The sequence below is a fragment of the Furfurilactobacillus entadae genome (genome assembly GCF_045862745.1).
Taxonomy (GTDB): Bacteria; Bacillota; Bacilli; order Lactobacillales; family Lactobacillaceae; genus Furfurilactobacillus; species Furfurilactobacillus entadae.
The window spans coordinates 1-25,459 of sequence record NZ_BQXN01000013.1 but is presented as its reverse complement, the minus strand read 5'-3'; the positions used below and the strand labels follow the sequence as shown (position 1 = coordinate 25,459).

22 protein-coding genes are annotated in these 25,459 nt (G+C 47.5%); 16 read left to right on the top strand and 6 right to left on the bottom strand.

What is annotated here, in order from left to right; genetic code table 11:
• The first annotated feature begins 32 nt into the window (after nt 1-32).
• From ACKTR5_RS06845 to ACKTR5_RS06830, 4 genes are all read left to right on the top strand, one after another.
• On the top strand, nt 33-569 hold the full coding sequence (locus ACKTR5_RS06845; RefSeq protein ID WP_407880253.1) for an RrF2 family transcriptional regulator: 537 nt from the start codon (nt 33-35) through the stop codon (nt 567-569).
• 10 nt (nt 570-579) lie between these two features.
• Nucleotides 580-3,822, top strand: coding sequence for an MMPL family transporter (locus tag ACKTR5_RS06840; protein WP_407880251.1), 3,243 nt, complete (start codon nt 580-582; stop codon nt 3,820-3,822).
• Between the two features lie 382 nt (nt 3,823-4,204).
• Entirely contained in the window at nt 4,205-5,548 is a 1,344-nt protein-coding gene (locus ACKTR5_RS06835) for an FAD-dependent oxidoreductase (RefSeq protein WP_407880249.1), read from the top strand.
• A 254-nt stretch (nt 5,549-5,802) separates the two neighbouring features.
• Nucleotides 5,803-7,443 (top strand): hypothetical protein, encoded by a 1,641-nt coding sequence (locus tag ACKTR5_RS06830; RefSeq protein ID WP_407880248.1) that lies wholly within the window; start codon nt 5,803-5,805, stop codon nt 7,441-7,443.
• Between the two features lie 125 nt (nt 7,444-7,568).
• Here the strand turns inward: ACKTR5_RS06830 and ACKTR5_RS06825 are convergent, their stop codons facing one another.
• A complete protein-coding gene (locus tag ACKTR5_RS06825; RefSeq protein ID WP_407880246.1) occupies nt 7,569-9,755 on the bottom strand; it encodes a Tex family protein in 2,187 nt (728 codons plus the stop codon).
• 311 nt (nt 9,756-10,066) lie between these two features.
• On the opposite strand from ACKTR5_RS06825, the gene ACKTR5_RS06820 reads away from it, so the two are divergent.
• The 6 genes from ACKTR5_RS06820 (at nt 10,067) to ACKTR5_RS06795 (ending at nt 14,930) form a co-directional block, all read left to right on the top strand.
• Entirely contained in the window at nt 10,067-10,804 is a 738-nt protein-coding gene (locus ACKTR5_RS06820; RefSeq protein WP_407880244.1) for a VTC domain-containing protein, read from the top strand.
• Nucleotides 10,786-11,463: a DUF4956 domain-containing protein gene (locus ACKTR5_RS06815; protein ID WP_407880242.1), complete on the top strand. Its 678-nt coding sequence runs from the start codon at nt 10,786-10,788 to the stop codon at nt 11,461-11,463. Before ACKTR5_RS06820 ends, ACKTR5_RS06815 begins: the two co-directional genes overlap by 19 nt.
• 11 nt (nt 11,464-11,474) lie before the next feature.
• Nucleotides 11,475-12,044: a TetR/AcrR family transcriptional regulator gene (locus ACKTR5_RS06810; protein ID WP_407880240.1), complete on the top strand. Its 570-nt coding sequence runs from the start codon at nt 11,475-11,477 to the stop codon at nt 12,042-12,044.
• Between the two features lie 16 nt (nt 12,045-12,060).
• Entirely contained in the window at nt 12,061-13,530 is a 1,470-nt protein-coding gene (locus ACKTR5_RS06805) for a CotH kinase family protein (protein ID WP_407880239.1), read from the top strand.
• 19 nt (nt 13,531-13,549) lie between these two features.
• The gene (sfsA, locus tag ACKTR5_RS06800; protein WP_407880238.1) at nt 13,550-14,293 is read left to right on the top strand and encodes a DNA/RNA nuclease SfsA; all 744 of its coding nucleotides are present in this window, start codon (nt 13,550-13,552) and stop codon (nt 14,291-14,293) included.
• 196 nt (nt 14,294-14,489) lie between these two features.
• Entirely contained in the window at nt 14,490-14,930 is a 441-nt protein-coding gene (locus ACKTR5_RS06795) for a VOC family protein (protein ID WP_407880236.1), read from the top strand.
• A gap of 235 nt (nt 14,931-15,165) precedes the next feature.
• Here the strand turns inward: ACKTR5_RS06795 and adhP are convergent, their stop codons facing one another.
• On the bottom strand, nt 15,166-16,188 hold the full coding sequence (adhP, locus tag ACKTR5_RS06790) for an alcohol dehydrogenase AdhP (RefSeq protein WP_407880235.1): 1,023 nt from the start codon (nt 16,186-16,188) through the stop codon (nt 15,166-15,168).
• A gap of 291 nt (nt 16,189-16,479) precedes the next feature.
• On the opposite strand from adhP, the gene ACKTR5_RS06785 reads away from it, so the two are divergent.
• The gene (locus ACKTR5_RS06785) at nt 16,480-17,658 is read left to right on the top strand and encodes an MDR family MFS transporter (protein WP_407880234.1); all 1,179 of its coding nucleotides are present in this window, start codon (nt 16,480-16,482) and stop codon (nt 17,656-17,658) included.
• A 231-nt stretch (nt 17,659-17,889) separates the two neighbouring features.
• On the opposite strand, the gene nrdI is transcribed toward ACKTR5_RS06785, so the two are convergent.
• The gene (nrdI, locus tag ACKTR5_RS06780) at nt 17,890-18,345 is read right to left on the bottom strand and encodes a class Ib ribonucleoside-diphosphate reductase assembly flavoprotein NrdI (protein WP_407880232.1); all 456 of its coding nucleotides are present in this window, start codon (nt 18,343-18,345) and stop codon (nt 17,890-17,892) included.
• A 126-nt stretch (nt 18,346-18,471) separates the two neighbouring features.
• Here nrdI and ACKTR5_RS06775 point away from each other — a divergent pair, with 126 nt between their 5' ends.
• Nucleotides 18,472-19,302: an HAD family hydrolase gene (locus ACKTR5_RS06775; RefSeq protein ID WP_407880230.1), complete on the top strand. Its 831-nt coding sequence runs from the start codon at nt 18,472-18,474 to the stop codon at nt 19,300-19,302.
• Nucleotides 19,299-19,877 (top strand): TetR/AcrR family transcriptional regulator, encoded by a 579-nt coding sequence (locus ACKTR5_RS06770; RefSeq protein WP_407880228.1) that lies wholly within the window; start codon nt 19,299-19,301, stop codon nt 19,875-19,877. Before ACKTR5_RS06775 ends, ACKTR5_RS06770 begins: the two co-directional genes overlap by 4 nt.
• Here ACKTR5_RS06770 and ACKTR5_RS06765 read toward each other — a convergent pair.
• A complete protein-coding gene (locus ACKTR5_RS06765; RefSeq protein ID WP_407880227.1) occupies nt 19,869-20,702 on the bottom strand; it encodes an MBL fold metallo-hydrolase in 834 nt (277 codons plus the stop codon). The genes ACKTR5_RS06770 and ACKTR5_RS06765 overlap by 9 nt on opposite strands.
• A 125-nt stretch (nt 20,703-20,827) precedes the next feature.
• On the opposite strand from ACKTR5_RS06765, the gene ACKTR5_RS06760 reads away from it, so the two are divergent.
• On the top strand, nt 20,828-21,352 hold the full coding sequence (locus ACKTR5_RS06760; protein ID WP_407880225.1) for a dihydrofolate reductase family protein: 525 nt from the start codon (nt 20,828-20,830) through the stop codon (nt 21,350-21,352).
• A gap of 258 nt (nt 21,353-21,610) precedes the next feature.
• Here ACKTR5_RS06760 and ACKTR5_RS06755 read toward each other — a convergent pair whose 3' ends face one another.
• Both ACKTR5_RS06755 and ACKTR5_RS06750 read right to left on the bottom strand, forming a co-directional pair.
• Nucleotides 21,611-21,712, bottom strand: coding sequence for a putative holin-like toxin (locus ACKTR5_RS06755; RefSeq protein ID WP_407880223.1), 102 nt, complete (start codon nt 21,710-21,712; stop codon nt 21,611-21,613).
• Nucleotides 21,713-21,976: 264 nt separating this feature from the next.
• Nucleotides 21,977-23,353, bottom strand: coding sequence for a hemolysin family protein (locus ACKTR5_RS06750; RefSeq protein ID WP_407880221.1), 1,377 nt, complete (start codon nt 23,351-23,353; stop codon nt 21,977-21,979).
• Nucleotides 23,354-23,889: 536 nt separating this feature from the next.
• Between ACKTR5_RS06750 and ACKTR5_RS06745 the strand changes: the two genes are divergently transcribed.
• Nucleotides 23,890-24,774, top strand: a complete 885-nt coding sequence (locus ACKTR5_RS06745) for an aminoglycoside 6-adenylyltransferase (protein ID WP_407880219.1) — start codon at nt 23,890-23,892, stop codon at nt 24,772-24,774.
• A complete protein-coding gene (locus ACKTR5_RS06740; protein WP_407880217.1) occupies nt 24,740-25,357 on the top strand; it encodes a TetR/AcrR family transcriptional regulator in 618 nt (205 codons plus the stop codon). Before ACKTR5_RS06745 ends, ACKTR5_RS06740 begins: the two co-directional genes overlap by 35 nt.
• The last annotated feature ends 102 nt before the right edge of the window (nt 25,358-25,459 follow it).

The window sequence follows — 25,459 nt, the reverse complement described above, 5'->3', positions numbered from 1 at the left end:
ATGGATATTGAATGTCGTGATTAGGAGGACACATGAAAGTTAAGGCGAGTTTGGAACAGGGAATCTGTATTTTGATGTTACTTGCAATTCAAGAGCAGGCGGTTCCGTTACAAAGCACGTTGATTTCACAACGGTTGGAACTATCTGATTCGTATACCAAGAAAATCGTTCAACGGTTGGCAAAAGCCGGGTTGGTTCGATCTGTTTCGGGGAAGGCCGGTGGGGTCGTTTTAAACCGGGAACCAGATCAAATTAGCATGCTGGATGTTTTTGACGCAATCGAAGGAACGGAGCCGTTTGGAATGACCTCAGGGTTAGCGGATCATGTTTTTCGGATTTCAGATGATCCATCGTTTGAGGCGGTTTATCACATTGGCAAATTGGATACAAGCCGGCCGCTGGGGGACGTTAAGGATAAAGCGCTTGCCGTTTTTGATCGTGCAGAACAGCAGTTTCGTCATGAACTGGCCAACTTTTATTTAGAATCGTTGTGTCCGCACCGTGATGGCAAACGGATTACGATCGATTGGACGCCATGGCTAACGTTAAAGGCAAACGAAGAGAATTGAGGCAGCGCTAATGAGTTGGATGAGAAGAAATCATGTGTGGCGTCTTGTGGGGTGGTTAGTGGTTTTAGTTGCGGCCATCCTGTTGACGCCGGATACAAATAAGCTGGTGGCGGAAAAGGGTCAAATTACGATCCCAAGTAGTTATCAAAGTCAGCGAGCAACAAAGCTTCAGGATAAGTGGGGGAGCTCACAAAAGAATACGACTGCGGTCGTTGCGGTGTTTAGTAATGGGGACCACAAATTGACGGCAAGCCAAAACAAAGCCATCGATAAAACCATTACGAAGCTCAAACAGGATAAAAATAAATATCAAATTAAGGCCATTACCACGGCGCAGGACAGCGCAACGGCAAAGGCACAGTTGGTTGCCAAAGATAAGACCACGCAACTTGTTCAAATGAACGTCAAGCTGAGCACAGCACACAGCCGTACAAAGATTCGGAGTGAGCTGACGAAGGCGGCTAAGACAAGCGGTGTGAAGACGTACATCACCGGGTCCGACATTTTAAACCAGGACTTTTCTGACGCCACACAAAAAGGGGTTCAGAAGACCGAAGTGATTGCGGCTGTGTTCATCTTTTTCGTCTTATTGCTAGTGTTCCGGTCACCCATCACACCATTGATTTCATTATTTACGGTAGGTGTTTCTGGACTGGTTTCAATCAGTGTTGTAACGAACCTGGTTAAGCACTTTGGCTTTCCGTTTTCTAACTTCACGCAAGTGTTCATCATTATCGTGCTGTTTGGGATCGGAACGGATTACAACATCCTGTTGTATAACCAGTTTCGTGAGGAAATGGCGCACGGTAAATCAGCACGTGATGCCAGCAAGAGCGCAATTAAAATTGGTGGACGAACGGTTCTTTATTCCGGGGTCTCTGTCCTCATTGGGATGACCGTGCTGGCGTTTGCCCGGTTTTCACTGTACCGCTCGGCCGTTGGAATTGCGGTTGGGGTCGTTGTGCTGTTAGCAGTGCTCTTGACGTTGAACCCATTTTTCATGACGGTTCTTGGCCCACGGATGTTCTGGCCAGTTAAGAAGTTTAGCGGCGAAGGGAACAGTCGGTTGTGGCACACCTTAGGAAGTACCTCCATGATTCGGCCGATTTTGTCACTCGTGATCATGGGCGTTGTGATGCTACCACTGGCGTTTGTTGGCCACGGCATCCTTGATTATGATGATACTGTGGAAATTAGTGACACCGTTCCGGCTAAGGAAGGGTTCAAATTAGTTCAAAAGCACTTCTCAAAGGGAACAGCTGAACCGACAACCATTTACATCAGTAGCAAGCACAAACTGAATAACGAAGAATCATTACAAATCGTGGATCGGGTCACCGGTCAACTGAAAAAGACCACCGGTGTTAAGACGGTGCTCTCCGCGAGTCAACCTGGTGGATCAGAGATTAAGGCGCTGTACGTTCGCAACCAGATGGCAACTGTCACCGGCGGCTTAACAAAGTCTCAACAAGGAATCAACCAAATCAACAGTGGATTAACCAGCGCCAAACAACAATTGGACGGCGCCAACATTAGCGGTGGTGTTTCCTCAGCACAAGAATTGGCAACCGGCTCACAACAGGTTGCTAGCGGAACAGCCGCTTTGAGTAGTGGAATTAGTCAGGTTACTACCGGTGTTAACGAATTGAATTCACAGCTTCAATCTAGTACCGGTGGGAGCCAACAAGCCCAACTGCAACAGTTGGAAACGGCCTTGCCACAGTTGAACGCAGCCATCAGCAGCCTGAATCAGCAGGTGAGTGCAGCGTCAACAGGATCAACAAGTGGCATTCAGGGCTCATTAACGACAATTGGTGATTCAACAAAGGACATCGGGACGCAATTAAAGTCTGTTCAAACGGCACGGAGTAGCATGACGACGCCGTCTGTGGATGCGAGCCAGTTAGTGGCGCAGATGCAGGGGAACGGGGCAAACTTAACGTCTGAACAACAGGCGACCGTTACGGCAGTTATTAACGGCGCACTGCAACAGCAGAGTAGCTCAACCGCCAGTTTACAAAAGCAGGTGAGTGATTCGCTAAGCCAGATTGGTTCCGATGCACAAACGATTGGGAGTAACGACCAGAGCGTTGCGACCCAATTGCAAACGTTACAAGCATCAACAAGTCAGTTACAACAAGCAATCAGCCAGTTGAATACGGCCTCAAATCAGGTGCTGCCAGCATCTGCGACCGCCATTTCACAACTGAGCGGGGGGCTGACACAGCTAACAAGTAGTACGGCACAACTGGCAAGTGCCATGGGAACAATCAACGGAAGTACCGGGACGTTAACTAGCGGTGCCAACCAAGTGGCAAGCGGCAACGTTCAAATGGCGTCGAAACTGAGCGAACTTGGCAACGAAACCCAAACGCTATCGGATGGATTAGGAAGCGCAACAACGGGCCTTGGGACAATTTCTGCTGGGTCAAAATCGGTCAACAGTTATCTGGGCGGATTAAAGGACTCAAGTGCAGCAAAGACGTACTACATTCCTAAGGAACAATTGACGAGCAAGACGTTTGCACCAGTCATGAAGACGTACTTCTCGCCAAGTAAGAAGATTACGAAAATTACCGTGATCCTTGATGATGACCCAAGCTCACAGGCAGCCATGAACCGCTTGCCACGGCTTGAAGCAATCGTTAAGGGTGCGTTAAAGGGAACCAGCTTAAACGACGCTGAGGTCGCCTTTGGTGGCACGACGTCGCAGACAAATGACACGAATGAAATGGCATCGAGTGACTTTAGCCGGACGGCCATCATCATGTTAGCCGGAATTTTCATTGCTTTGATGGTCGTTACGCGGTCACTGGTTCAACCAATTGCGATTGAGGCCACACTCTTGATTGCTTACAGCAGTGCAACAAACATCGTGTACTGGTTGGTTAAGACGTTCCTGGGACAAAGCATGCTGACATGGAACACGCCGTTCTTTGCCTTTGTAATGCTGATCTCTCTCGGGGTCGATTACTCGATCTTCCTGATGTCGAAGTACCGTGAGTTCCTGCATGAGCCAACCTCGACGGATGCAAGAATGTTGAAGGCAACAACGATCATCGGAACGGTGGTTATCTCTGTCGGAATCATCCTGAGCGGGGACGTTTGCCGCGTTGATTCCGTCAGGTGTCATGACGTTGATTCAGGTTGCGTTGGTCGTGATTGTCGGGATTATTCTGTTGATCATTTTGATTCCGATCATTATGCCAGCAGTTATGAAGATCACGTATCCAACCCCACAGTCACGAATTAACGACGAAAACGCACAGGCAACACGGAGCAAACAAAATAATTAGTTGACGAAAAACGTTGCCGGTTAGTGATCCTTAACCGGCAACGGTTTTTTTGAAAAATAAGCTTTACGATATTAATGGTTATTTTACAAAAATATCTACTAGATTGTGAATTATCTAGTGATAACTGAACCGTTGATATGACAATGGTTTAGCGGTGTTAATTCTCGTCAAAATGTAATAATTTCACAAAGTGTTGTTAAGGTGCTTTGGTGACGGGGGTCATCGCTTGTGAAGCAGTGAGGAGTAGCAAGTGTAAGCGTTGACAACAAAATTAAAGGGGATAGAATTAAAATTGTTTACAACTGAAATTAAATTTAGTGCCACTGGAGGAAACTTTTCATGAAAGTTATCGTTATTGGAGCTACGCATGCGGGGACTTTTGCCACGCAACAAATTTTAACGGAGCACCCGGATTATGATGTGACGGTTTACGAACGTCACGATAATTTATCATTCCTATCATGTGGGATCGCCTTATGGGTTGGGGGTCATGTGTCAGATGCTGACAAGATGTTCTACTCAAACCCTGACGCATTAGCACAGTTGGGTGCCAACATGCAGATGGAACACGACGTGACAGACGTTGATACAGCCAACAAGACGGTAACGGTCAAGGACTTGAAGTCTGGTGACATTACAACGGAAAGTTATGACAAGCTGGTTGTTACAACTGGATCATCGCCCGTTATCCCACCAATCGATGGAATCGATAACAAGAACGTTTATCTATGTAAGAACTGGACGCACGCTCAACAATTGAAGAATGCTGTTGATAAAATTAAGAGTGTTGTTGTCATTGGCTCAGGGTACATTGGTGCCGAAATGGCTGAACAATACTCTTTAGCCGGCAAGGACGTTACGTTGATTGACGGCTTCTCACGTGTGTTAGCCAAGAATTTTGATAAAGAAATTACTGACCGGGTTGAAAAACAGTTTACTGATCACGGTGTGAAGTTGGCCCTGGGTCAAATGGTAACTAGTTTTACTGGTGACGACCAAGTTACTGTCACCACTGATGCCGGCAGTTACACCGCTGACATGGCTGTTTTATGTACTGGATTCAAACCAAGCACTGATTTGATGAAGGGCAAGGTTGACATGTTGCCTAACGGTGCCATCACAACCGACGACTACATGCGGTCAACAAGTAACCCTGACATCTTTGCTGCCGGGGACTCAGCAACTGTTCATTACAACCCAACGCACAAGGATGACTACATTCCGTTGGCAACTAATGCCGTTCGTCAAGGGATCTTAGTGGGTCATAACATCGACAAACCAACCGTTAAGTACATCGGGACGCAATCCACATCAGCCGTGGAACTGTTTGGTCAAACGATCGCTGCCTCAGGGTTAACGGTTGAAGGTGCCAAAGCACGCGGCGTGGAAGTGGACTCAGTTGACTTCGAACAAGATTACCGGCCAGACTTTATGTTGACCACAACGCCAGTGCTTTGTACGTTGACGTGGGATCCTGAAACGCACAAGATCCTTGGTGGTTCTTTCTACAGTAACCATGATGTGTCACAATCAGCTAACGTTATTTCAATGGCCATTCAAACTGGGATGACAATTGAAACGTTATCCATGGTTGACATGTTCTTCCAACCAAACTACGACCAACCTGTTCACTGGGTTAGCGGGGTTGCGATGGCAGCCGTTGCGAAGGCCAACGCTAAATAGGTAACTCGATTACTGACTTTTAAAAACTGAACCGTTGATTAAGCAGAATGATTGCATAGTTGGTTTGCTTTTTTAAAGATCTTCGTTAACTCAAAATGATTGCTGGGCCTGGATTGGCTTAGCAATCATTTTTTTGATGCCCGGATTATTGGGCGGTTTGTTTAACGCGCAAGCACCATTTAAGCTGCCAATTGGTTTTAGAGATATGGTACGATGTTTTCGTATTTATCTAAGAGAGGAACGGTGACAAGACTGTGGATTATCATGAATCACTGGCTAATCAACAACAAGCATATCGTGAAACGGCCGGGTTTTACGGCTGGGTTCGGGATCATCGGCAAGTATGCTTATGGGTGACGTTTATTTTAGCGGCATTAGCCATTGAACTGCCTTTTTTACTAAACAACCATTTATTTGGCGGGTGGGATCAACAATTTCACGTAAACCGGATCGAAGAGTTGTACCTATCAGCAAAGCATGGGGTGTGGCATAACGCCATTAGTACCTATACCTTTAAGGGTTCAGGACTCGGGATTCAAATTTTTTATCCCTATGTGTTTCTTTACCCGTACGCATTGTTACGGCTCATCGGGATTCCCGGGATCACGGCCCTGTACTTAGGAAACGTGTTTTACATTGTCCTGAGTGCATGGGTTTGTTACTGGTGCATGAGAACGTTTTTACGTCTGCGGGGAGCGCAGCGGCCCGAATTAGGCGCGTGGTTCTTCAGCATGCTGTATAACGTGGCCGGGTACATGGTCTTTAATGACACCGTGCGTTTTGATCTCCCTGAATCGCAGTCCATGACGTGGTACGTGATTTTATTCCTCGGTCTTTACATGACGTTGACCAAACAGCGGCGCGGGTGGCTGCTGACGACCCTTGGTGCGGTCCTGTTGGTGTACACCCACGTGTTATCGGCCCTCCTTGCGGCTGGAATCGTTGTGTTGGTGCTGATCATCGCGTGGCGCCAATTGGATGACCTCCGGACGTGGCGTGATTTGATTTTAACTGGTTTGGTAACGGCGGTGATCGCAGCCCCCGAGTTAGTCGTTATGTTGAAAACGACCCACCAAGTGGTGATTGAATCACCACGGATCGGTTCCCTGTACACGCAAACGATTACGCCGTTTGTTGCCGTGTTTTATGGTTTGGCAAACGTAACAAAGACGGGACTTTTGACCCACGGCGTTACGTTAGGAACCGTTGTCTTGGTCGGAATGATTGCGACATGGTTTGGTTTTCGGCACCTAGATCATTTAGGGAAAACGTTGCTGATTTTAAGCACGGTGCTCTTTTGGGCGACTACGCGGCTCTTTCCGTGGCAACTGTTTGAAAAGACACCGATTCGCTTGATCCAACACCCATGGCGGTTGTATACGTTTATCAGTCTGTTTGCGCTGGTCGCGTTAACACTCCTTGTAGATCGAATTGACCTAACGTTCCGGTGGCGAAATTGGGCAGTGGGACTATCGCTGCTGTTAACGCTCGGTACTGGGTTCACCTACACCGCATTGGCGAAGCCACGTGTGACGCCTGCTTCTTACCAGACGTTTGCAACCAAAGCAGAGTACTTTGACTATGCACCGCAAAGTAGTTTGAAACATTTGAAGTCGATCTACCATCACGACGCCTTAATTCGGGCCCATGGGCATGTGGTTAAAACGATTCATGTGCATATGGCAGCTCAACCAAATGGGATGACCGTAACAGTGCCAACGAGCGCACGTGGTCAGGTGGTTGATCTCCCAATCTTTAACTACGGTGGGGGTTATGCAGTGACAACGAATCACGGGAAGACGTTAACCGCTCATGTTTCAAAACGGGGAACGGTTCAAGTGAACGTGCCGCGAGGGACAACAACGTTACGGGTTCAGTATCGGAGTGGTCTTTAACAGCACGGTTTGATCACTGGTAATGGAACGTGTCCCAATGATCAGAAATGTTGGTTTAAATTAAAGCGCCTGTCATCCCAATTGTTGTTGGGAAGACAGGCGCTTTTAGCATGCTTATTTTTAAACTAGGCCTCATTGGGGTCTAGCATGGTGAGCTGAATGCGCTGACGGACTTCATCAACGTCATCGACCCAAACGGTGACAATGTCGCCAACCGCGACAACGGCGGCGGGGTCCTTTACAAACCGTTTCGTCAGTTTGGAGACGTGAACGAGACCATCGTGTTTAACACCAACATCGACAAACGCGCCGAAGTCGACCACGTTGCGGACGGTTCCCTGTAATTCCATCCCGGGCTTGAGATCGGCCAAGGTGAGGACGTCATGACGCAGGAGTGGTGCGGGCATGTCGTCACGCAGATCACGGCCGGGTTTAGCCAGACTGGTCAAAATGTCCGTGACGGTGGCAACGCCGGCGCCCGTTTGTTGCGCGAGCTGATCGTGGTTGAGGGCGGCTAATGTCGTCGCAAGTGCCGGTGCGCCTAGTTGGCTGGTATCCGTTGCGGTCAGGTCGAGGATCTGTTTTGCAACCGGATAGCTCTCCGGGTGAATGTCCGTGTTATCCAATGGATTTTTCCCGCCGATGATGCGAAGAAACCCAACGGCCTGTTCGTAGGCTTTCGGACCGAGGCGCGCCACCTTCTTTAACTGGCGCCGATCGGTGTATCGACCGTTTTCATTTCGGTAGGTGACCACGTTGTTTGCGATGGTCTTGTTTAACCCTGAAATGTGAGCGAGCAGTTCACTGCTGGCCGTGTTTAGGTTGACACCAACCTGGTTAACAGCCGTTTCCACGACGTTATCTAACTGGTGGGTCAGTTCTTTGGTGGGCACGTCATGCTGATACTGGCCCACACCGACACTTTGCGGATCGATCTTGACCAATTCTGCAAGGGGATCTTGAAGCCGCCGGCCGATACTGATGGCGCTTCGTTCCTCGACGTGGAGGTCCGGAAATTCGTCACGCGCGGCTTGGCTAGCTGAATAAACGGAAGCACCAGCTTCGTTAACGATAACGTACTGAACATTTCGGTCAATGCCACGGAGAACTTCAGCGACAAACACCTCTGACTCACGGGAAGCCGTTCCGTTACCAATCGCAATCATTTCCACCTGGTAGGTCTCGATTAAATCGTGAAGTTGGCCAGCAGCGGCCTGCCGTTTATCATTTGAAGCGGGCTTATGGGGGTAGATCACGAGTTTTGTGAGGAACTTTCCGTTGGCGTCGATAACCGCTAATTTACAACCGGTCCGATACGCCGGGTCGAAGCCAAGGACGACTCTGCCCTTCATTGGTGCCTGCATCAAAAGGTGATACAGGTTTGTTCCAAACACCCCAATTGCATGGGTGTTGGCGTCATCGGTGAGGTCGCCACGAAGTTCACGTTCGATGGCAGGGCCGATGAAGCGTTTATAGGTGTCCTCATAAGCGGCTGTGATGATGGTCACGGCAGAACCTTGATGATGACCGACAATTCTAAACCGAAGGAAGTTCAAAATGGCAGCAGGGTCGACTGCGATGGTTACTTTGAGGACCCCAGCTTTTTCACCCCGGTTAATGGCGAGCGTTTGGTAGGTGGCAAGTTTTGCAAGTGGTTGTTCAAAGTCATAATACTGCTGGTAAACGCCGTCCTCATCAAGGGCCTTCCCCTTGGTCTTGACGCTTGTTGCTAACGTTGCGTGCTGGCGGGTGTAATCACGAATAAATTCACGGAAGGATGCTTCTTCACTGAAGGCTTCCGCAAGAATTTCGTGAGCGCCTGTAATAACGGCGTCAACATCCGGCAGTTCTTGGGCGGCGTCAACGTAGGCGGCCGCTTCGCTTCTTGAATCAGTCGTTGGAAACGTCAGTAACCACTTAGCAAACGGCATGAGGCCATGTTCTTTTGCAATTGTCGCCTTCGTTCGCCGCTTTTGTTTGTACGGAAGGTAGAGGTCTTCGACTGCTTGTAATGTTGTTGCGTGGTTGATTTGTTCTTTAAGAGCCGGGGTCAACGCGTTTTGTGCATCAATGGTGGTCAAAACATCGTGTTTGCGGTTCGCAAGTTTTTCCACGTGCGTCCATGTATCCTGGACCGCCCGAATCTGGACTTCATCAAGGCTCCCGGTCATTTCCTTTCGGTAACGGGCTACAAAGGGAACCGTGTTGCCGTCGTTTAAAAGGGTCAGGGTCGTGGTGATTTGGTGCCGGGTAATGTCTGGTAGTGCTGTGCTCACTTGATTGAGCAGTGTTTGATCGAGCGTAGTTGTCATGATTTCTCCTGTCAGTTCGTTAGGATTACATAGAGCTAGTATACGTGCTTTTGCGGGCGAAACATAGGTGACAATCGGGAAAATTCCCGTTATCGCACAGTGTTCGTAAAAACTGTTACAGTGTCGGAATTTCCGAAGATAATTACGATTGAAAGTCCTTAATGGTTAATTGAATGAATTGATTAAACGCCTATCTACGGGAGTTTAAGGAAACAATTAAAAAATTCAATTCGTGTTCGAAAGGCGGTGTACAGTGTTCGGCAATGATGATATACTTTACCGGTTAAATTATCGGAAAGCAGGTGAAAAATATGATTGAGACCCCGGCGGCACTTAAGACTGTGCCAATGGTGTTTAAACGTCACGAACAAAAGTATGTGATGGATCAAGATACCTATCAGCGGCTGTTGGTCGCACTTGAAAACGAAATTACGATCGATCAGTTTGGCCGACAAACCATTTCATCGTTGTATTACGATACGGATAGTTATATGTTTGCTCGACGTCAGCTGGATGACAGTAAGTACCGTGAAAAGCTCCGACTTCGTGCGTATGGCAGTGATGTGACGGCGGATCAAACTGCCTTCATTGAACTAAAAAAGAAGGTCTTAGGAATCACGTATAAACGGCGAATTGCGGTGCCGTACCATGAGGCCAAGGCATACTTGGCTGGTGAGGGTGGATTAACTGTCTCGGCCGACATGAACAAACGGGAAATTGACTTCTTCGTGCAGGATCATTCGTTGACGCGAAACACAGCGGTCATTTATGAACGGTCAGCCTATGCAACTGAGACGGGACTCCGGTTGACGTTTGATGAAAACATCCGGTGGCGCACAGAAGACACCGACTTACTAACAGGTACGACCGGGACGCCATTACTGGCACCTGGAATGGTCGTCATGGAGATTAAAATCCCACAAACCCTGCCGTTTGCGTGGAGTCATCTGTTTGCAGGACTAAAAATCTATCCACAACCGTTTTCAAAGTACGGATTAATTTATAAATATGGCATTCTGGGAGGACAACAATGCTTGTCAGCTATTTAGGACCAAAACATCACTTAATTACGTTTGAACAGGTTTTGATTACGACGCTGGTGACCCTGATTTTAGGGTTGATCGTGGCGTTTGTGTACATGTATCGCAATCATTACTCAAAACACTTTATCTTTGCAGTTGCGCTCTTACCAATTATGGTGCAGTCCATCATTATGACGGTGCACGGGAACCTTGGGGCCGGATTAACGGTGGCCGGTGCATTTAGCCTGGTTCGGTTCCGGTCTGCGCCGGGGAATGCACGGGAGATGGTGACCATCTTCTTTGCCATGACGATTGGCTTGGCGACAGGGCGGGGCTACTTACTGTACGCGATGTTCTTTACCATCGTGGTCAGTTTAGCCATGTTGCTCTACACGATTTTAGATTTTGGGGCAGGTAATCAAAACGTTCGGATCATGAAAATCACGATGCCGGAAAATTTAGATTATGAGCACGCGTTTGATGATATTTTTGATAAATACACTAAAGAAGTGACAATCGATAACGTTCGAACGACAAACCTTGGGAGTCTGTTTGAAGTTGAATATCACATTGAGTTAAATAACTTGGACCAACAAAAAGCGTTTCTTGACGAAATTCGTGAACGGAACGGGAACTTGGAAGTTTCCTTACGTGCAGACATGGTTAAAACAGGGAACATCATCTAGGAGAAATTGGCATGAAACGAACACCACTTTCACGTGAATTAATCGTGACTGAGGCCTATAAAATGGCCGAAAGTGACACGCTCGGCAACCTGTCGTTACGTGGGGTTGCCCGAAATTTAAACGTTCAGCCGCAAACACTGTATCACTACTTTCCTAGTCTCGAAGATCTTAAACTGGCAGTGGCCATTCAGGGACGCGAGTTATTGATGCGCCAGTTGTATGCAAACTTGGTTCCGGTATCTGGAATGGATGCGTTACGCGTTTTTGCGATGACCATCTTCCAGTTTGCGGAGGCCCACCCGTCGTTTCAAGAAATGCTAACGCGGGCGTTTACTGGTACTAACGCGGCATTGCCAATCACTTCAATTGAAAGTGCAGATGTTCGCCACGTCCTTTTAGACATTTTGACGCCAATGATTGCCAACCAGACGGAACGGGAGCGCACGGCGCGGGCCTTTTTAGCAACGCTGTTTGGCTACGCGAAGTTAAGCATTAACGGTTTTTTCAAGGACGTGGATGTTGAAGAGGATTTTCGAAACATTGTTGAGTTTTTAATTAAAGCAGTAGCGGGGCAAGAATAGGAGCAGTTGGGGGACCATGAAAAAAAGAAAACGCGCACTGGGATTAACGGTGATTTTGACGGTTGTCATCGTCGCATTGGTTGGATCATTTACATGGATTCACTTCAATACCACCCGGCAGTTGCCATTGTTATCAAGTCAAGAAACAAAGGATCTTCCTAAAGTGAAGGTGAGTGGTGCCGTTTCACAAACGGATAATGACGGGCCGGTCGTGAAGTTTGATTTTCATGATAAGAAGACCAAGAAGAAAGTCACGGCGTACGCCAAGATGGAATGGCAGGGGCAAAGTTCCCGCAAGTTCCCGCAAAAAAACTGGAAGCTGAAGTTTTACAAAGACAAACAGCTGAAACATAAGTATAAGTGGCGGGCTAACCCAGGTTGGAAGAAGCACAGTGTGTACGTGTTGAAGGCCAACTATGTTGACGCAACACAATCACGAAACGTTGTGAACGCAAACTTGTGGAGCCAAATGGTGGCCACTCGCCAAGGCGCACCAAAACAATTGGCAAGTTCGCAGAATAACGGGGCCATTAGTGGTTTTCCCGTTGAAATGAAGGTTAATGGTGATGACTGGGGCATGTACACACTAACCACGGCGAAAGAACCAAAACTGTGGGGAATGGACAAAAAGAACCCGAATAACATCGCAATATCTAGTAATCAGTGGACGCGCGGCGACATGTTCTGGTCAACCAACGTGGCGTACACCGAACACGGGTGGACTTCTGAACAGCCGAAGACGTGGACACCTGCACAGAAGCAGGCGTTTGAACGACTGGATAACTTTGTTGTGAACAGTAGTGATAAGGACTTTAAGGCGCATGCCAGCGAGTACCTAGATGTTAATTCTGTGATCGATATGTACCTGTTCACGAACTTAACACACGATCAGGATGGCCTGGGTAGAAACCTAATGCTGATCACCTATGACGGGAAGCACTGGAGCACGACGATGTATGACATTGACGCAACCTGGGGCCTGTATGAAAACGGGAAGAAGTTGTATCCTTCTGGACAGGCTGTGTCGCACAACTATCCAAACCACGGTGACATGGCAACCGCAGAAGGAAACCGCCTTCTTCAACGGGTTGCTGCCGCTTATCCAGACCGGGTTCAGGATCGGTGGAAGTCATTACGGAAGACAACGTTAACGCCTGATAAAGTGACGAGCCAGTTTTCAACGTACATGAATGATATTGGTGAACAAAATTACCAAAATAACATTCAGTTGAATCCAGGAATTCCATCGGCGAAAATCACAAGCTTGATGCAGTTGAAGCAGTCGATCAACAAGCAGTTTAAGACAAGCGACGCACTGTTCGATAATTACACGGAGAACGTCAAGAAGCTCGACTTTTCGTACCATGCACCAACCATGAGCGCCGCAGAATCAGAAAGCATCAAAGCAGCGTCCAAGGCCTCCCAAGCAGCGAAGGTAAAGAATTCGGACACTGAAAGTACGACCACTTCGACAGTTCAAAAGTAATGTTGTGAGGTAATCCATCTTGAAGTATGAAGGCGTTCAATTAGCATCGTATGTTGACCGGCCCTCTCGGTTCACCTGCCGGGTTGAACTAAACGGGGCGGTTGTTGATACCCACTTAAAAAATACCGGGCGTGGTGCTGAAGTGTTGATTCCAAACGCAACGGTTGCGGTGGTTCCTGCCAAGAATCCTGACCGAAAGACCTATTGGGATCTCGTTGCGATTGTTAAAGAGACGGCTCATGGGCGGTTTTGGATCAACGTAGATAGTTCAGCACCAAATCAGGTGACGAAAGAAGCCGTGACAGCGGGACGTCTTGTCTTGCCGGAGCTTGAGGGCGACATTATGGCGTTTCAACCAGAAGTTACATTTGGTGATTCGCGGGTCGACTTCAAGGGCGTGACGACAACGGGCCGTGAGTTCTTTGTGGAAACGAAAGGGTGTACGTTGGAAAATGAAGGAATCGTTGGTTTTCCAGATGCCCCAAGTGTTCGGGCGGTCAAACACGTTGTCAATTTGGCTGCGGCCGTGGCGGCCGGCTATCAGGCCTATTTACTGTTTGTCATTCAGATGGATAATGTTGACGTAATGACGTTAAATAAAACGATGGCACCGAAATTGACGGCGGCCATTCGTGAGGCTGAGACGGCGGGCGTTCATGTACTGGCATATTGCTCGACAGTGGATGAACACGGGATTACCCTACACCGTCCGACAACGTTTGATATTGACGCACCATTCACCAATCCACAGCTGAAATCATAAAGCGTTAATAACGGATGACCACTTTTCTCGTTTATAAGGGAAAGGTGGTCATTTTTAGCTAGTTCAGTTAATAAATAGTTGTCAAATTGACATAGTGGCGGGAGTTTCCTATACTTTAATGTACAGCTGAAATGGGGGACAAACTATCACACTCACATTACATCCATACGTTCACTTTCCGAACGCAAAGGAAGCCATGGCGTATTACCAAGAAATCTTTGGTGCCGACCACTTGTTTCGAATTCCGCTCACTGAAGACGCGGCTAACGAATTGGGGCTAATTGATTCAAACTTAGAAGAGACGACGATGCACGGTGGGTTTCAAATCATGGGGACACAAATTTTGTGTTCTGATGATTTTATGAATCAACCACAACATGCGACGAACATTGCCATCATGCTTGATTTCGATGCAGATGACCGTGATGACGCTGTGACGGCGGAAACCTTTTTCACCCGTGTCGCTAATTCACAGCGTGTTCGGGTGACGGCGCCGTATGCGAAAGCGTACTTTAGTGGTAACCGTGGGGAGTTCACCGATGAATACGGTGTTAACTGGATCGTTAGTTGCCGGCCACATGACTGGGTGACAAAGACCCCAGTTTTGGAAGACGATGAAACGATTGCCACGCGGTAAGTAAACTGATCAGGAAACGTAGAAAGCCACCAGTACCGGATGAATTATCCGGCATTGGTGGCTTTTGTTGTTGGTGATTAGGTTTTAACCGCGATGATTCGCACTGTTTTTGGTGTCGTGCTCACCCTCGCAAAAAGTTGCGCCTAATCTAAAACCAGCCATTGGCCAAGAACGCCAACAGCTGGTTTCCAATTAGTGTTCGCTTTTTACCGCGATGGTTCGCACTGATTTTTTATTACTTGTTATGCACGAAGTCCACGACGTTACGGCCAACAACCTTGTTGTCCTTTAATTCTTGGATCATGTCGTTGATTTCTGATAATTTACGGGTCTTCACGATTGGGTGAACCAATCCTTCAGCACCGAATTGGAATGTTTCAGCCAAGTCTTGGCGAGTTCCAACTAATGAACCAGCAACAACGATTCCGTCCAGAACCGTCTTTGCGATGTTCAATTGCATGTTCCCTTGTGGTAAGGCAACGGCAACCAACTTCCCGTCTGGGCGAAGTGAGTCTACAGCTTGGTCAAAGGCTGCAGTTGTAACGGCAGTAACCAAGGCTGCGTGAACACCACCAACCTTTTCTTGGATCTGTTTATCAACATCACCATCATGACGGTTGATCAATAAGTCAGCACCTGCTTCTTTGGCAGCTTGCAACTTGTCAGGGTTACCATCAACGGCAACCACATGAGCACCAAAGACATGCTTAGCATATTGGATGGCCAGGTTACCTAAACCACCGGCACCAACAACTGAAACCCATTGACCAGGCTTAACATCAGCGACTTTGATGGCCTTGTACATTGTCACACCGGCACAAGTCAGTGAAGTTGCTTCAACAGGGTCCAAACCTTCTGGAACCTTCACAGCGTAGTTAGCGTCAACGATAACTTGTTCAGCCATGGCACCGTCAACCGTGTAACCAGAGTTTTCAACGTTGCGGCAAAGTGTTTCACGGCCAGTCAGACAGTATTCACAGTGGCCACAGCCCTTGAAGAACCAAGCGATTGAAACGCGGTCGCCGACCTTAACGGCGTCAACGCCATCAGCAACCTTAGAAACGATCCCAACACCTTCGTGACCAATGATCCGGCCAGGCTTGTCACCAAAGTCACCGACAGCAACGTGTAAGTCGGTGTGGCAAAGACCACAGTATTCAACGTCTACTAAGGCTTCACCAGGTTTTAAATCACGTAACGTAACGTCTTTAACGTCAACAAACCCATCGATTGAATCTCTAACAACAGCAGCTTTCATGAAGCAGTCTCCTTTTTTATATCAATCATTTTTTGTCTACGTTTACATGATAGCAGGCAGACGCGATAAATGAAAGTGAATAAATGAGCATTTGTAAACTTTTTACATAATTTAAAGACTATTTCTTGATGGAAACACGGAAAAATCTCGGTATCAAGAATTTATGGCAATTATTTTCAGACCTTCTCTTGTGAAGACTTAATGCATGGGTGACTGGGACACGACGGCATTGCGTTGGCGTGATAGAATGGAGATAATAAGGCGATTTGCCTCAATTAAGGAGCGGATATTGTGACAAGCCAACGGCGAGAAGTAAAATTCGGCTGGCTGTTTGTGGCATCATTATTGAACAACACGGGGGCCAGTTTTTTATGGCCACTAACGACCATCTACATGCATAATTATCTTCATGAATCACTCACACTTGCCGGGTGGGTGCTATTGGGAATGTCGGTGATGATGATCATTGGTGATTCAGTGGGGGGATATTTATTCGACCACTGGAAACCATATGAAACGGGGATCATCTCGGCGGCCATTGCCACAGCGGCTGTGTTTGCCTTGATCTTTTGGCACGGCTGGCCCGTTTATGCGTTCTTCCTCCTCCTCGTCGGTTTTGGTGACGGGGTGAATATGACGATTTTAAATTCGTTGGCCACATGGTTACCGGGGTCCTCTACCCGGCATGTGTTTAACATGCTGTACGTTGCGATGAACATTGGGGTTGTTATTGGAACGTTGATTGTGGGTTATGCCATTAATTTTGGGATCACCACGGTTTTCATTATTGCCACCGTTTGTTACGCGGCGTTAACGCTTGTGGTTGCCTTGCATTTCAACGTGACGGCGCCTAAAGCACAGCATGAAGCGGCACGGCGTGATGGCAAACGGACAAAGATTCCTGTTTTGATCAGCCTGATTCTGGTCTTGCTACTTGCCATTAACGTTGCCTACTCACAGTGGGAAAGTGTAATTTCGGTTCACATGACAAGCCTAGGGATTCCGGTGCTAAAGTATAGTCTGTTGTGGACGTTAAATGGACTGATCATCGTAATTTGTCAGCCATTTATTACCCGGTGGAGTGAACGGTACCGCATTGAAAACGTTATTTTGGTAGGGATCACCTTGTTTGCGGCCTCATTTTTCATGTTGATTTTTGCGCGGACATACGCCATGTTTATTGCGACGATGATCGTGCTAACGTTTGGTGAAATGATTGGTCACCCGGCACTGCCAGCGTGGATCGCAGTTAAGGCGCCATCCATGCAAGCCGGGCGCTATCAAGGATTTGCGAACATGGCGATTGCGTTCGGGCGGGCAATTGGGCCCCTTTTTGGTGGTTTGATGCTGGACTATGCGACGTTTACGATGCTATTTATGGTGGTGGGAGTGGTTCAATTGCTCCCATTGGCGGCGGTGTACTGGCGTGCGCATGATGAACGAATGGCACAGAAAAAACGAAGAGAATAAAAAGAGAGCGAACCAAACTGCGGGAGGCTCCCTCATCTAACGTAAAGGACCACTTATGGACGATTTTTGTCCATGAGTGGTCCTTTACGTTAGATGAGTTGAAGTCTGCGGTTTGGTTCGCGTTTATGAAAGGGAAGAGAAAGGACCACTTATGGACGATTTTTGTCCATGAGTGGCCCTTTACGTTAGCTGAGTCGAAGTCTGCGGTTTGGTTCGCGTTTATGAAAGTGGTTATTTAGCGTGTTCTACCATAATGCTGTAAATTCGTTCTACATCACGATTTGTGCCGCGAAGCTCGTAATCGGCAATGAAAGGAAAACCATAGGCCTCTGCATACCGCCGCGCGGTTAAACAGTATTGTTCATTGAAGTTCCGGTTGCCAGAGCCAACGACCCCACGGCAAAGGGTCCGGTTGTCATGGTAAGCGATGTATTCGCCGAGTACGTTGGTCATTAACTCTTTGACCCCGTTGTCGATGCCGTTGCCACCATCTAAGTAGGTGGGCACAAACGCAAAGTACGGTGCAGTTTCATCGGCAAAATCAGTTTGCTCCGAAATTTCTCGGGCACTAATTGTGGGGTTGGCGGCATTTTGCTCATGTTGTGTGGCTGCGTATGCCGTTAAGTGATCAATGAAGCTTCTGGTGTTGCCTTCAATGGAGATGTAGCGAATGTTCAGTGGTGTCATGTCAGGTCCTCCAAGTCGGTGTTCAATATGGTGAGTGTACCGCAAAATTTCCAGTGAAAACAGGCTTGATAATTGCAGATTTTCAGAGGTCAACTAGCGTACACTGGTGGAAGGGGAGGGACGCTGATGGAACGATTTTTAATTGTGACTGACATTGATGGAACCTTGATCCCACCAACACAGAAGGTATCGACGTTGACGAAAACGGTGTTGACTCGTTTGCGTGATGAGGGGCATGAAGTCTACATTGCTAGCGGGCGGATGCTAGCGTTAGCGAAAGTCATCGCGGATCAGGTGGATGATGAGATGGGGATTATTGGGTCAAATGGAGCTGTAATCGCTGAAAATAATAAAGTTCAGGTGACCCATTTAGGGGCTACGGCCGTCACCACCGCACGGCAGGTGGCCGAAGAGTTTGGTTTAAGTTTCCGTTTGTTCACGCAAACAGCAACATACCATAATGTAACGGATGAAAATGTTTTGGCGCACATGAATAAGCTTCGTCAGAAAACGACCTCGCCCATGGTCTTTTTGGCAGATGGCGAAATGGTGCCAGGGTTGAATGAAACGGTAACAAACGGATTACTGGTGGACGATCACAATGATGGTCGTTTAACAAAGGCCCGGGCGGCGTTGGCTAGTGCCGCAAACATGGCACTATCGTCGTCAAGTCCGAATAACATTGAGTTAATTCCTAAGGGCATCAGTAAGGCAACGGGATTAGCAATCGTTCAGAACCAGGTTGGAATCGCCACTGACCGGACGATCGTGTTTGGAAACGGACATAACGATGTTCCGTTGTTTAAGAAGGCCGCAATTAGCGTTGCAATGGCGGATGCACCGGCTGAAGTGCGGACCGCTGCAAATCACGTAACGGTGCCCGCCGAGCAAGACGGGGTCGCCCATTTTTTGATGGACTACTTTAAACTGACGGACCTTTCGGGTGGTAATCAATGACTAAGCAGTACCTTCGCAGTCAACGAACAAAACGGCGCATCGAGCAGAGCTTACTAAAGCTGCTACAGGACGTGCCGCTAGGAAAGATTACGGTGGCGCAAATTTGTACGACAGCGACGGTGAGCCGGTCAACATTTTACGCGCACTATTATGATAAATATGCGGTGCTTGAAACGGTGGTTGCAGCAGAGACAGAGCGGTTTGCCGACCTACTAAAAGCGCGGTTTGCCGCTGGTCAGGTAGTTGATGTCCAAGCAACGGTGGGGCCCGTCTTTAAATGGTTGTTGGCCACGCCACAAGTCACCCAAACGTTACTCAGGATTCATGAACCACGCGCCGACTTTGGTGCTAACTTGCAGGCAATCCTAACCGCTCAGTTTGAACACTTTCTTGACGAACATGCGGATAAAACGAAGCTAACGATTCCACTGAATTATTTGGCGACCCAGTACAGTAGCTGGGTGATGACGGAACTCACTTATCAACTTAATCACCAAACAACGGCCGGGCTCCTCGCGTTTTCACAACGCGTTCAAAGTGAGTTGTTTAAAATGGCGGGCATTACGCTAACGTAACGTTTTTGTCGGGTTCTGTTTTACCCAGTCGTGAAGTTCAGCGGGATTGTGAGCACAGAATACGTGAACGCTCTGATCCGTTAAAATAAGGTTCCGAAGGGCGTTCACATTTTCAAGGCGTTGCGTTTGGTTCCACTGGTTAAACCGCTCGAAGCGCGCCAACTGTGGGGTCACGCTGGGTGTCTGGTTGTGAACTTCATGTGGATCAAAATAAGTATCGCCAGCATGAACCAACCAGCCGTCATCGCCGGTGTCAATGGCGACAGCACAGTGACCACGGGAATGGCCAGCGGTCGGAATCAACAGAATTTCCGGTGGTAACCCGGTTAGTTGTTGCACGTGATTGAAGCCCTTCCAGTTATCACCAACCTCGTTATACGTGTGCCAGTTGGGGCCGTATTGCCACATTGATTGGCGATAACGATGACTGGTTTTGAAGCCGCGCTCGCTCATCGCAGTTTCCCATTCCGTTTGAAAAACGTGGACGGTGGCATTTGGGAAATCGACGAGACCACCAGTATGATCAAGGTCAAGGTGGGTCATAACGATGTTACGGACGTCACGAGGGTCGTAACCCAGTGCTTTAATTTGTTCCACGGCGGCCAGGGCGATGTTGCCCTGTTGCGGTTTTGCATAGATGTGGGTGAAGGCAAACCCAAGTCGTGGCTCCGCGTTAAGCTGGTCCTTTCGACCGAGACCCGTGTCGACCAGGACTAAACCGTCTTTACCGGTATCAATTAACAGGCAGTGCATAACGAGCGCCTCGCCCTCATACTGAAGTCCTTGAACAAAGCCACAGTTGATGTGATAAATTTTAAATGCCATGATGGTGTTCCTCCCTAACGTTTTCGATGAGCTCATCATAAACGCTGGTTGGACGGGGAACAATAAACGATTTGCGACAAAGTGTTCGACAAAGTTGACTAAACGCAATGGTAACGGAGGAATGCATGATGCGAAAAGTGATTCTGTACATCGCAACAAGTTTGGATGGACGGTTGGCGGATGCAGCCGGTGAAATTGAGTGGCTGGAACAAACGCCGGTGAGTGGTGATACGGGATATTCCACGTTATTAGACCGCATCGATATGTTGATCATGGGACGGACAACGTATGATTATGTAGTGACGCATACAGATGTTTATCCGTATGCAGATAAGGAAAGCATTGTCCTGACCCACCAAAAGATGGCCCCGCAAGCAAACGTCACATTTTTGAGTGAGGATGTGGTTAAACTGGTTCGGGAGCGTCGTGAACAATCTGGAAAAGCGATTTGGATCGTGGGCGGTGCAGAAATGGTTCAAGCACTCCTTCAGGCGTCGTTAATTGATGAGATCCAGTTGTTTATTGCGCCGCATTTACTGGGTGCCGGGGTGTCACTTTGGGCAACCAGTGCAGTTCAGGCCCAGTACCGATTAGTGGGCGTCAAACAGCATGACCAGTTGGCAGAGTTAGATTATGAACGCTTGAATTAGCGAGAAGAACTAAAGAAGTAAACAAATTGTTTACAAATTGGAAACAGGCAATTATACTAACGTGGTAGTACCTTGGTACTAAGGTCATATGGTACTAAGGTCATATGGTACCAAGGTACTAACAAAAAACACCCCACTGGCATGGGGTGCTACGAATTACCGTTTTCAAAGCGGTGACTTGGTTTCGTGAATTTAACTCATATAGTACAAATTAAGCCCACTCGACTCGTCAAAGTTTTCGAGGGCTTTTTTGTACCATTATTTCTTGGTTAACGAAATAATTTCGATGATTACGCCGATTAATGCTAGAACAAACATAGCTGTTCCTAGCATTAACGTAAGCACATCTTTTGTACTCAACTTGTTTACCTTTCCTTGGGAAGCTCATGAGCATCACCTCTAGACTGAAAACAAGTCACCACTCTTCCAACCTTAATTCGATGAATTAATTATAGGTGCTGGATGTATTAATGCAAGTAAATTAGACATGTTGTTATGGGCAAAAAGGTATCAGGTAAGCCACGTGTGTGAGTAAAAGCCACTTTTAATTTAAAATAATGCTAAAAACAAACATGGCTTGCTCCCGGTAAAATACCAAGAGCAAGCCATGTTTGTTTTTAAGTGTTAATTTTGTGATTGTTCTGATTGATCCTGTGCGTCTTCGTCAGTCGTCGTGACTGGTTTACGAATGACTTCAAACCAATTAATGTAGGCATTCTCGTAATCCAGTGCGGTGAACTGAAAATCACCAATCTGGTAACTGTCGCCGGCTTTAATGTCAGGATCATTTTCGATGATGTAACCCGTTAATGTAACAACTTCGGACTCTTCAAACTTTTTAATGTCAGTTTGGAAGTAACGTTCAAAGTCATAAAGGGTCATCTTCCCGGAAACGTGGAATGAACCGTCATCCTGCTTAAAGATGTACTCATCGGAAACGTCATCGATTTCATCGTGGACCGTCCCAAACAGTTCTTCGTAAATGTCCTTATCCGTGACGATCCCAGAAGTACCACCGTATTCATCAACGACGACCACGATGGGGGTCTGTTTGTTGATCATTTGTTGAAGTACATCTTGAATTGGCATGGTTTCAGGCACGGTGATGATGTTCCGCAGAATTTTAGCAACGCTAATGCTGCTGTCCGTTTGGCTTTGACGAATCAAGTCGTAGTTGAAAACATAACCGAGGATTTTATCCTTATCACCGTCAGCAACAACCGGAAGGCGACTGAATTGCTCAGTCAGATAAACCTGGAGGGCGTCTTTAACGGTATCCGTCACGTCAATGACTTCGAGTTGAGTCCGGTCGATCATGATGTCTCTAGCAACCTTGTCGTTCATTTCAAACGCGCGTTGCATGAACACGTAATCTTCTTGATCGAGCTCACCACCAGAAACGGCGTTCCGTGACAGGTTCAAAATTTCCGCCTGACTGAACGCCTCGTCGCTTTCTGAGGCCGGTTGCATCCCGAGCATTCGGACGATTCCGTTCGCAGAGGTGTTTAATAACCATACGAATGGATAGAACAGAATGTGGAAGTACCGCAACGGTGTCACAACAGCCATCAAAACCTGAAACGGCCGGTCAATGGCGATGTTTTTAGGAACGATTTCTGTGACAACCACTTCAAAGTAGGTCAGGATGATAATCCCAGCCACAGAACCAATGGCGTGACCTAACGTGGCGTTAAAACTGAGGTGGGCGATGCCGAAGAAATCGATCAATAGTTCCGCGACCGTCTCTTCACCGATCCACCCAAGGATGATACCGGCTAATGTCGTCCCCACCTGAGTTGTTGAAAGATATTCATTTAAGTTGTGGACCATGTTCAGGGCCACTGTGATTTTTTTTGACTTTTTGTCACGCTTATTTTGTTCTTCTTCCAGAACACTTGGCCGTGTCTGCACCAGGGCAAACTCAGCGGCCACGAAAAAGGTGGCAAAGATGAATGTAATTAGCATGATGATCAAATTACTAATTATCTGACCACTATCCAACGAAAATTCCCCATTTCTTGGTTTAAAAACCTTACAACATTATACCGCGTCAGCATATAAGAACAAACTAAATTCGATGAGAATTGTTAAAATAGCCCATCAGAATGGGATTTATCGGCTAAAATGGTGCACAATTTAACGAATTAGTCCGTAAACTGTGGAAATTATTGAAGAATGATTGGCCATTTTAAAAACTGATGGTTGTTTTTACGAGAGGGTGCTTGCTGATTAATTCGCGTCGATTCTGATCAGGCGTATACTGGTAATGAGATGTCGTGCTTACCATCGCAAAAAGTTGCACCTAATCTAAAACCAGCTATTGGCCGAGTACGCCAATAGCTAGTTTCCAATTAGTGCTCGCTTTTTAACCGGGACGGTTCGCACTGATTTTGATGTTGTGCTTACCATCGCAAAAAGTTGCGCCTAATCTAAAACCGGCTATTGGCCGAGTACACCAACAGCTAGTTTCCAATTAGTGCTCGCTTTTTAATCGCGATGGTTCGCACTGATTTTGATGAAACGAGTGGAGGCTGACCATGAAACGGCGAAGTGCTGAAGAAATGATGACCATCATTAAAACGGTGGCTGAGGGTGATGACAACATTCGGGCGATTGGGATGGAAGGGTCACGCAATGACCCGACGGCTAAACAGGATGCGTTTGCGGATTTTGACATTACGTACTTTGTGAAGACACTCAATCCGTTCAGAAAAAACGATGAGTGGTTGGCTGTGTTTGGTGAGCGTTTGATGATGCGAAAACCAACAATGGCCCAAATTGCTGGGACGAAACAACCGGCATATCCCTACCTCATGCAGTTCACGGACGGAAATCGTTTGGACCTAAAGGTGGCTTGTGTGGAAGATCAAGCGGCCTACCTTGCTGCCGAACATGAAAACACCGTGATTTTTGATAAGGATCATCCAGTAAAAGCGCAACCGGAATTATCAACGTGGGATTTTCGAATTACAGCGCCCAGCACGGATGATTATCAGGAAAGCATTAACAAGTTTTTTTGGAACAGTTTGTACGTGGTCAAGGGCCTAAAACGCCATGAGCTATTGTATGCAAACGGCTCGTTTGAAATGGATGTTCGTCGCGAACTGTTAACGATGTTACGGTGGTCAGTCGGTATTGCAACAAACTTTCAAACGGATGTGGGAAAGCACGATGAACGCCTGAAAGAAGCGTTAGCCCCTGCCGATTATGACCAGCTATTAATGACTTATAAACTGGCTGATGAGGATGCAACGTGGGTGGCTTTACAGGTGGCGAGTCAGCTATTCTTAGTAACGGCACGGATTGTGGCCGACCAAATGGGCTTTGACTTTCCGACGTACCCACAGGCTGTGATTGCTTACGAAGAGACATTAATGGAGGCTGCCGATGGCACAAGCGCGGGATACTCGCCGACGAGGTGATCAGTTACAAAATGAAATCTACCAAGCAGTGTATGAATTATTGGATGAAAAAGGGTATGCCAGTTTAACACTGGCCGATGTTGCGGGACGTTCGAAAACGAGCCGCTCCGTCCTTTATCGTCACTGGGATAATATTTTCGATTTAACTTTGGACGCGATTTTGGCGGGAATTTCGACGGAAACGAACCCACTGGTTCAGGGAATTTTTGATCGCGGTAGTTTACGAGCTGACCTCTTGTATGTCGGTCAAACATTTATCCGCCTTTCAAATCAAGGGCCGAATAAGTATTTTCGACTATTGTTTGCGGAGGCGCCTGAAGCACAATTGAACCGGGAGAAAATTCTGGCAGCATCGGAGACAAGCAACCTGAAAATAATGGGGGTTGTCCTTGAAAACGGCCGCCGGCGTGGAGAGATTCATAAGGAACCACCAGTAATGACGCAGCTGATGCTGTTTCGGTCGTTGCGATACTTTGACTTGATTGGCGGCCGGTCAATGGCGGTGGCTTACCTGGACCGGATCGTTGATGAGGAAGTGTTGCCAGCATGGCGAACGTTTATAAAAGAGGAGAGCGTGACCTAACGCGGTTAGGCACCGTCATCTAAGCAAACAAGCGACAGTGGGTGGATTATGCCCGCAGTCGCTTGTTTGCTTAGATGAACTGATGCCTGCGTTAGGTCACGC

Bases quoted from the DNA above. Each gene is read 5' to 3' on its own strand.
- ACKTR5_RS06845 (WP_407880253.1), top strand. From the start codon at position 33: ATGAAAGTTAAGGCGAGTTTGGAACAGGGAATCTGTATTTTGATGTTA.
- ACKTR5_RS06840 (WP_407880251.1), top strand. From the start codon at position 580: ATGAGTTGGATGAGAAGAAATCATGTGTGGCGTCTTGTGGGGTGGTTA.
- ACKTR5_RS06835 (WP_407880249.1), top strand. From the start codon at position 4,205: ATGAAAGTTATCGTTATTGGAGCTACGCATGCGGGGACTTTTGCCACG.
- ACKTR5_RS06825 (WP_407880246.1), bottom strand. From the start codon at position 9,755: ATGACAACTACGCTCGATCAAACACTGCTCAATCAAGTGAGCACAGCA.
- ACKTR5_RS06820 (WP_407880244.1), top strand. From the start codon at position 10,067: ATGATTGAGACCCCGGCGGCACTTAAGACTGTGCCAATGGTGTTTAAA.
- ACKTR5_RS06815 (WP_407880242.1), top strand. From the start codon at position 10,786: ATGCTTGTCAGCTATTTAGGACCAAAACATCACTTAATTACGTTTGAA.
- ACKTR5_RS06810 (WP_407880240.1), top strand. From the start codon at position 11,475: ATGAAACGAACACCACTTTCACGTGAATTAATCGTGACTGAGGCCTAT.
- ACKTR5_RS06805 (WP_407880239.1), top strand. From the start codon at position 12,061: ATGAAAAAAAGAAAACGCGCACTGGGATTAACGGTGATTTTGACGGTT.
- ACKTR5_RS06795 (WP_407880236.1), top strand. From the start codon at position 14,490: ATGGCGTATTACCAAGAAATCTTTGGTGCCGACCACTTGTTTCGAATT.
- adhP (WP_407880235.1), bottom strand. From the start codon at position 16,188: ATGAAAGCTGCTGTTGTTAGAGATTCAATCGATGGGTTTGTTGACGTT.
- nrdI (WP_407880232.1), bottom strand. From the start codon at position 18,345: ATGACACCACTGAACATTCGCTACATCTCCATTGAAGGCAACACCAGA.
- ACKTR5_RS06775 (WP_407880230.1), top strand. From the start codon at position 18,472: ATGGAACGATTTTTAATTGTGACTGACATTGATGGAACCTTGATCCCA.
- ACKTR5_RS06770 (WP_407880228.1), top strand. From the start codon at position 19,299: ATGACTAAGCAGTACCTTCGCAGTCAACGAACAAAACGGCGCATCGAG.
- ACKTR5_RS06765 (WP_407880227.1), bottom strand. From the start codon at position 20,702: ATGGCATTTAAAATTTATCACATCAACTGTGGCTTTGTTCAAGGACTT.
- ACKTR5_RS06760 (WP_407880225.1), top strand. From the start codon at position 20,828: ATGATGCGAAAAGTGATTCTGTACATCGCAACAAGTTTGGATGGACGG.
- ACKTR5_RS06745 (WP_407880219.1), top strand. From the start codon at position 23,890: ATGAAACGGCGAAGTGCTGAAGAAATGATGACCATCATTAAAACGGTG.
- ACKTR5_RS06740 (WP_407880217.1), top strand. From the start codon at position 24,740: ATGGCACAAGCGCGGGATACTCGCCGACGAGGTGATCAGTTACAAAAT.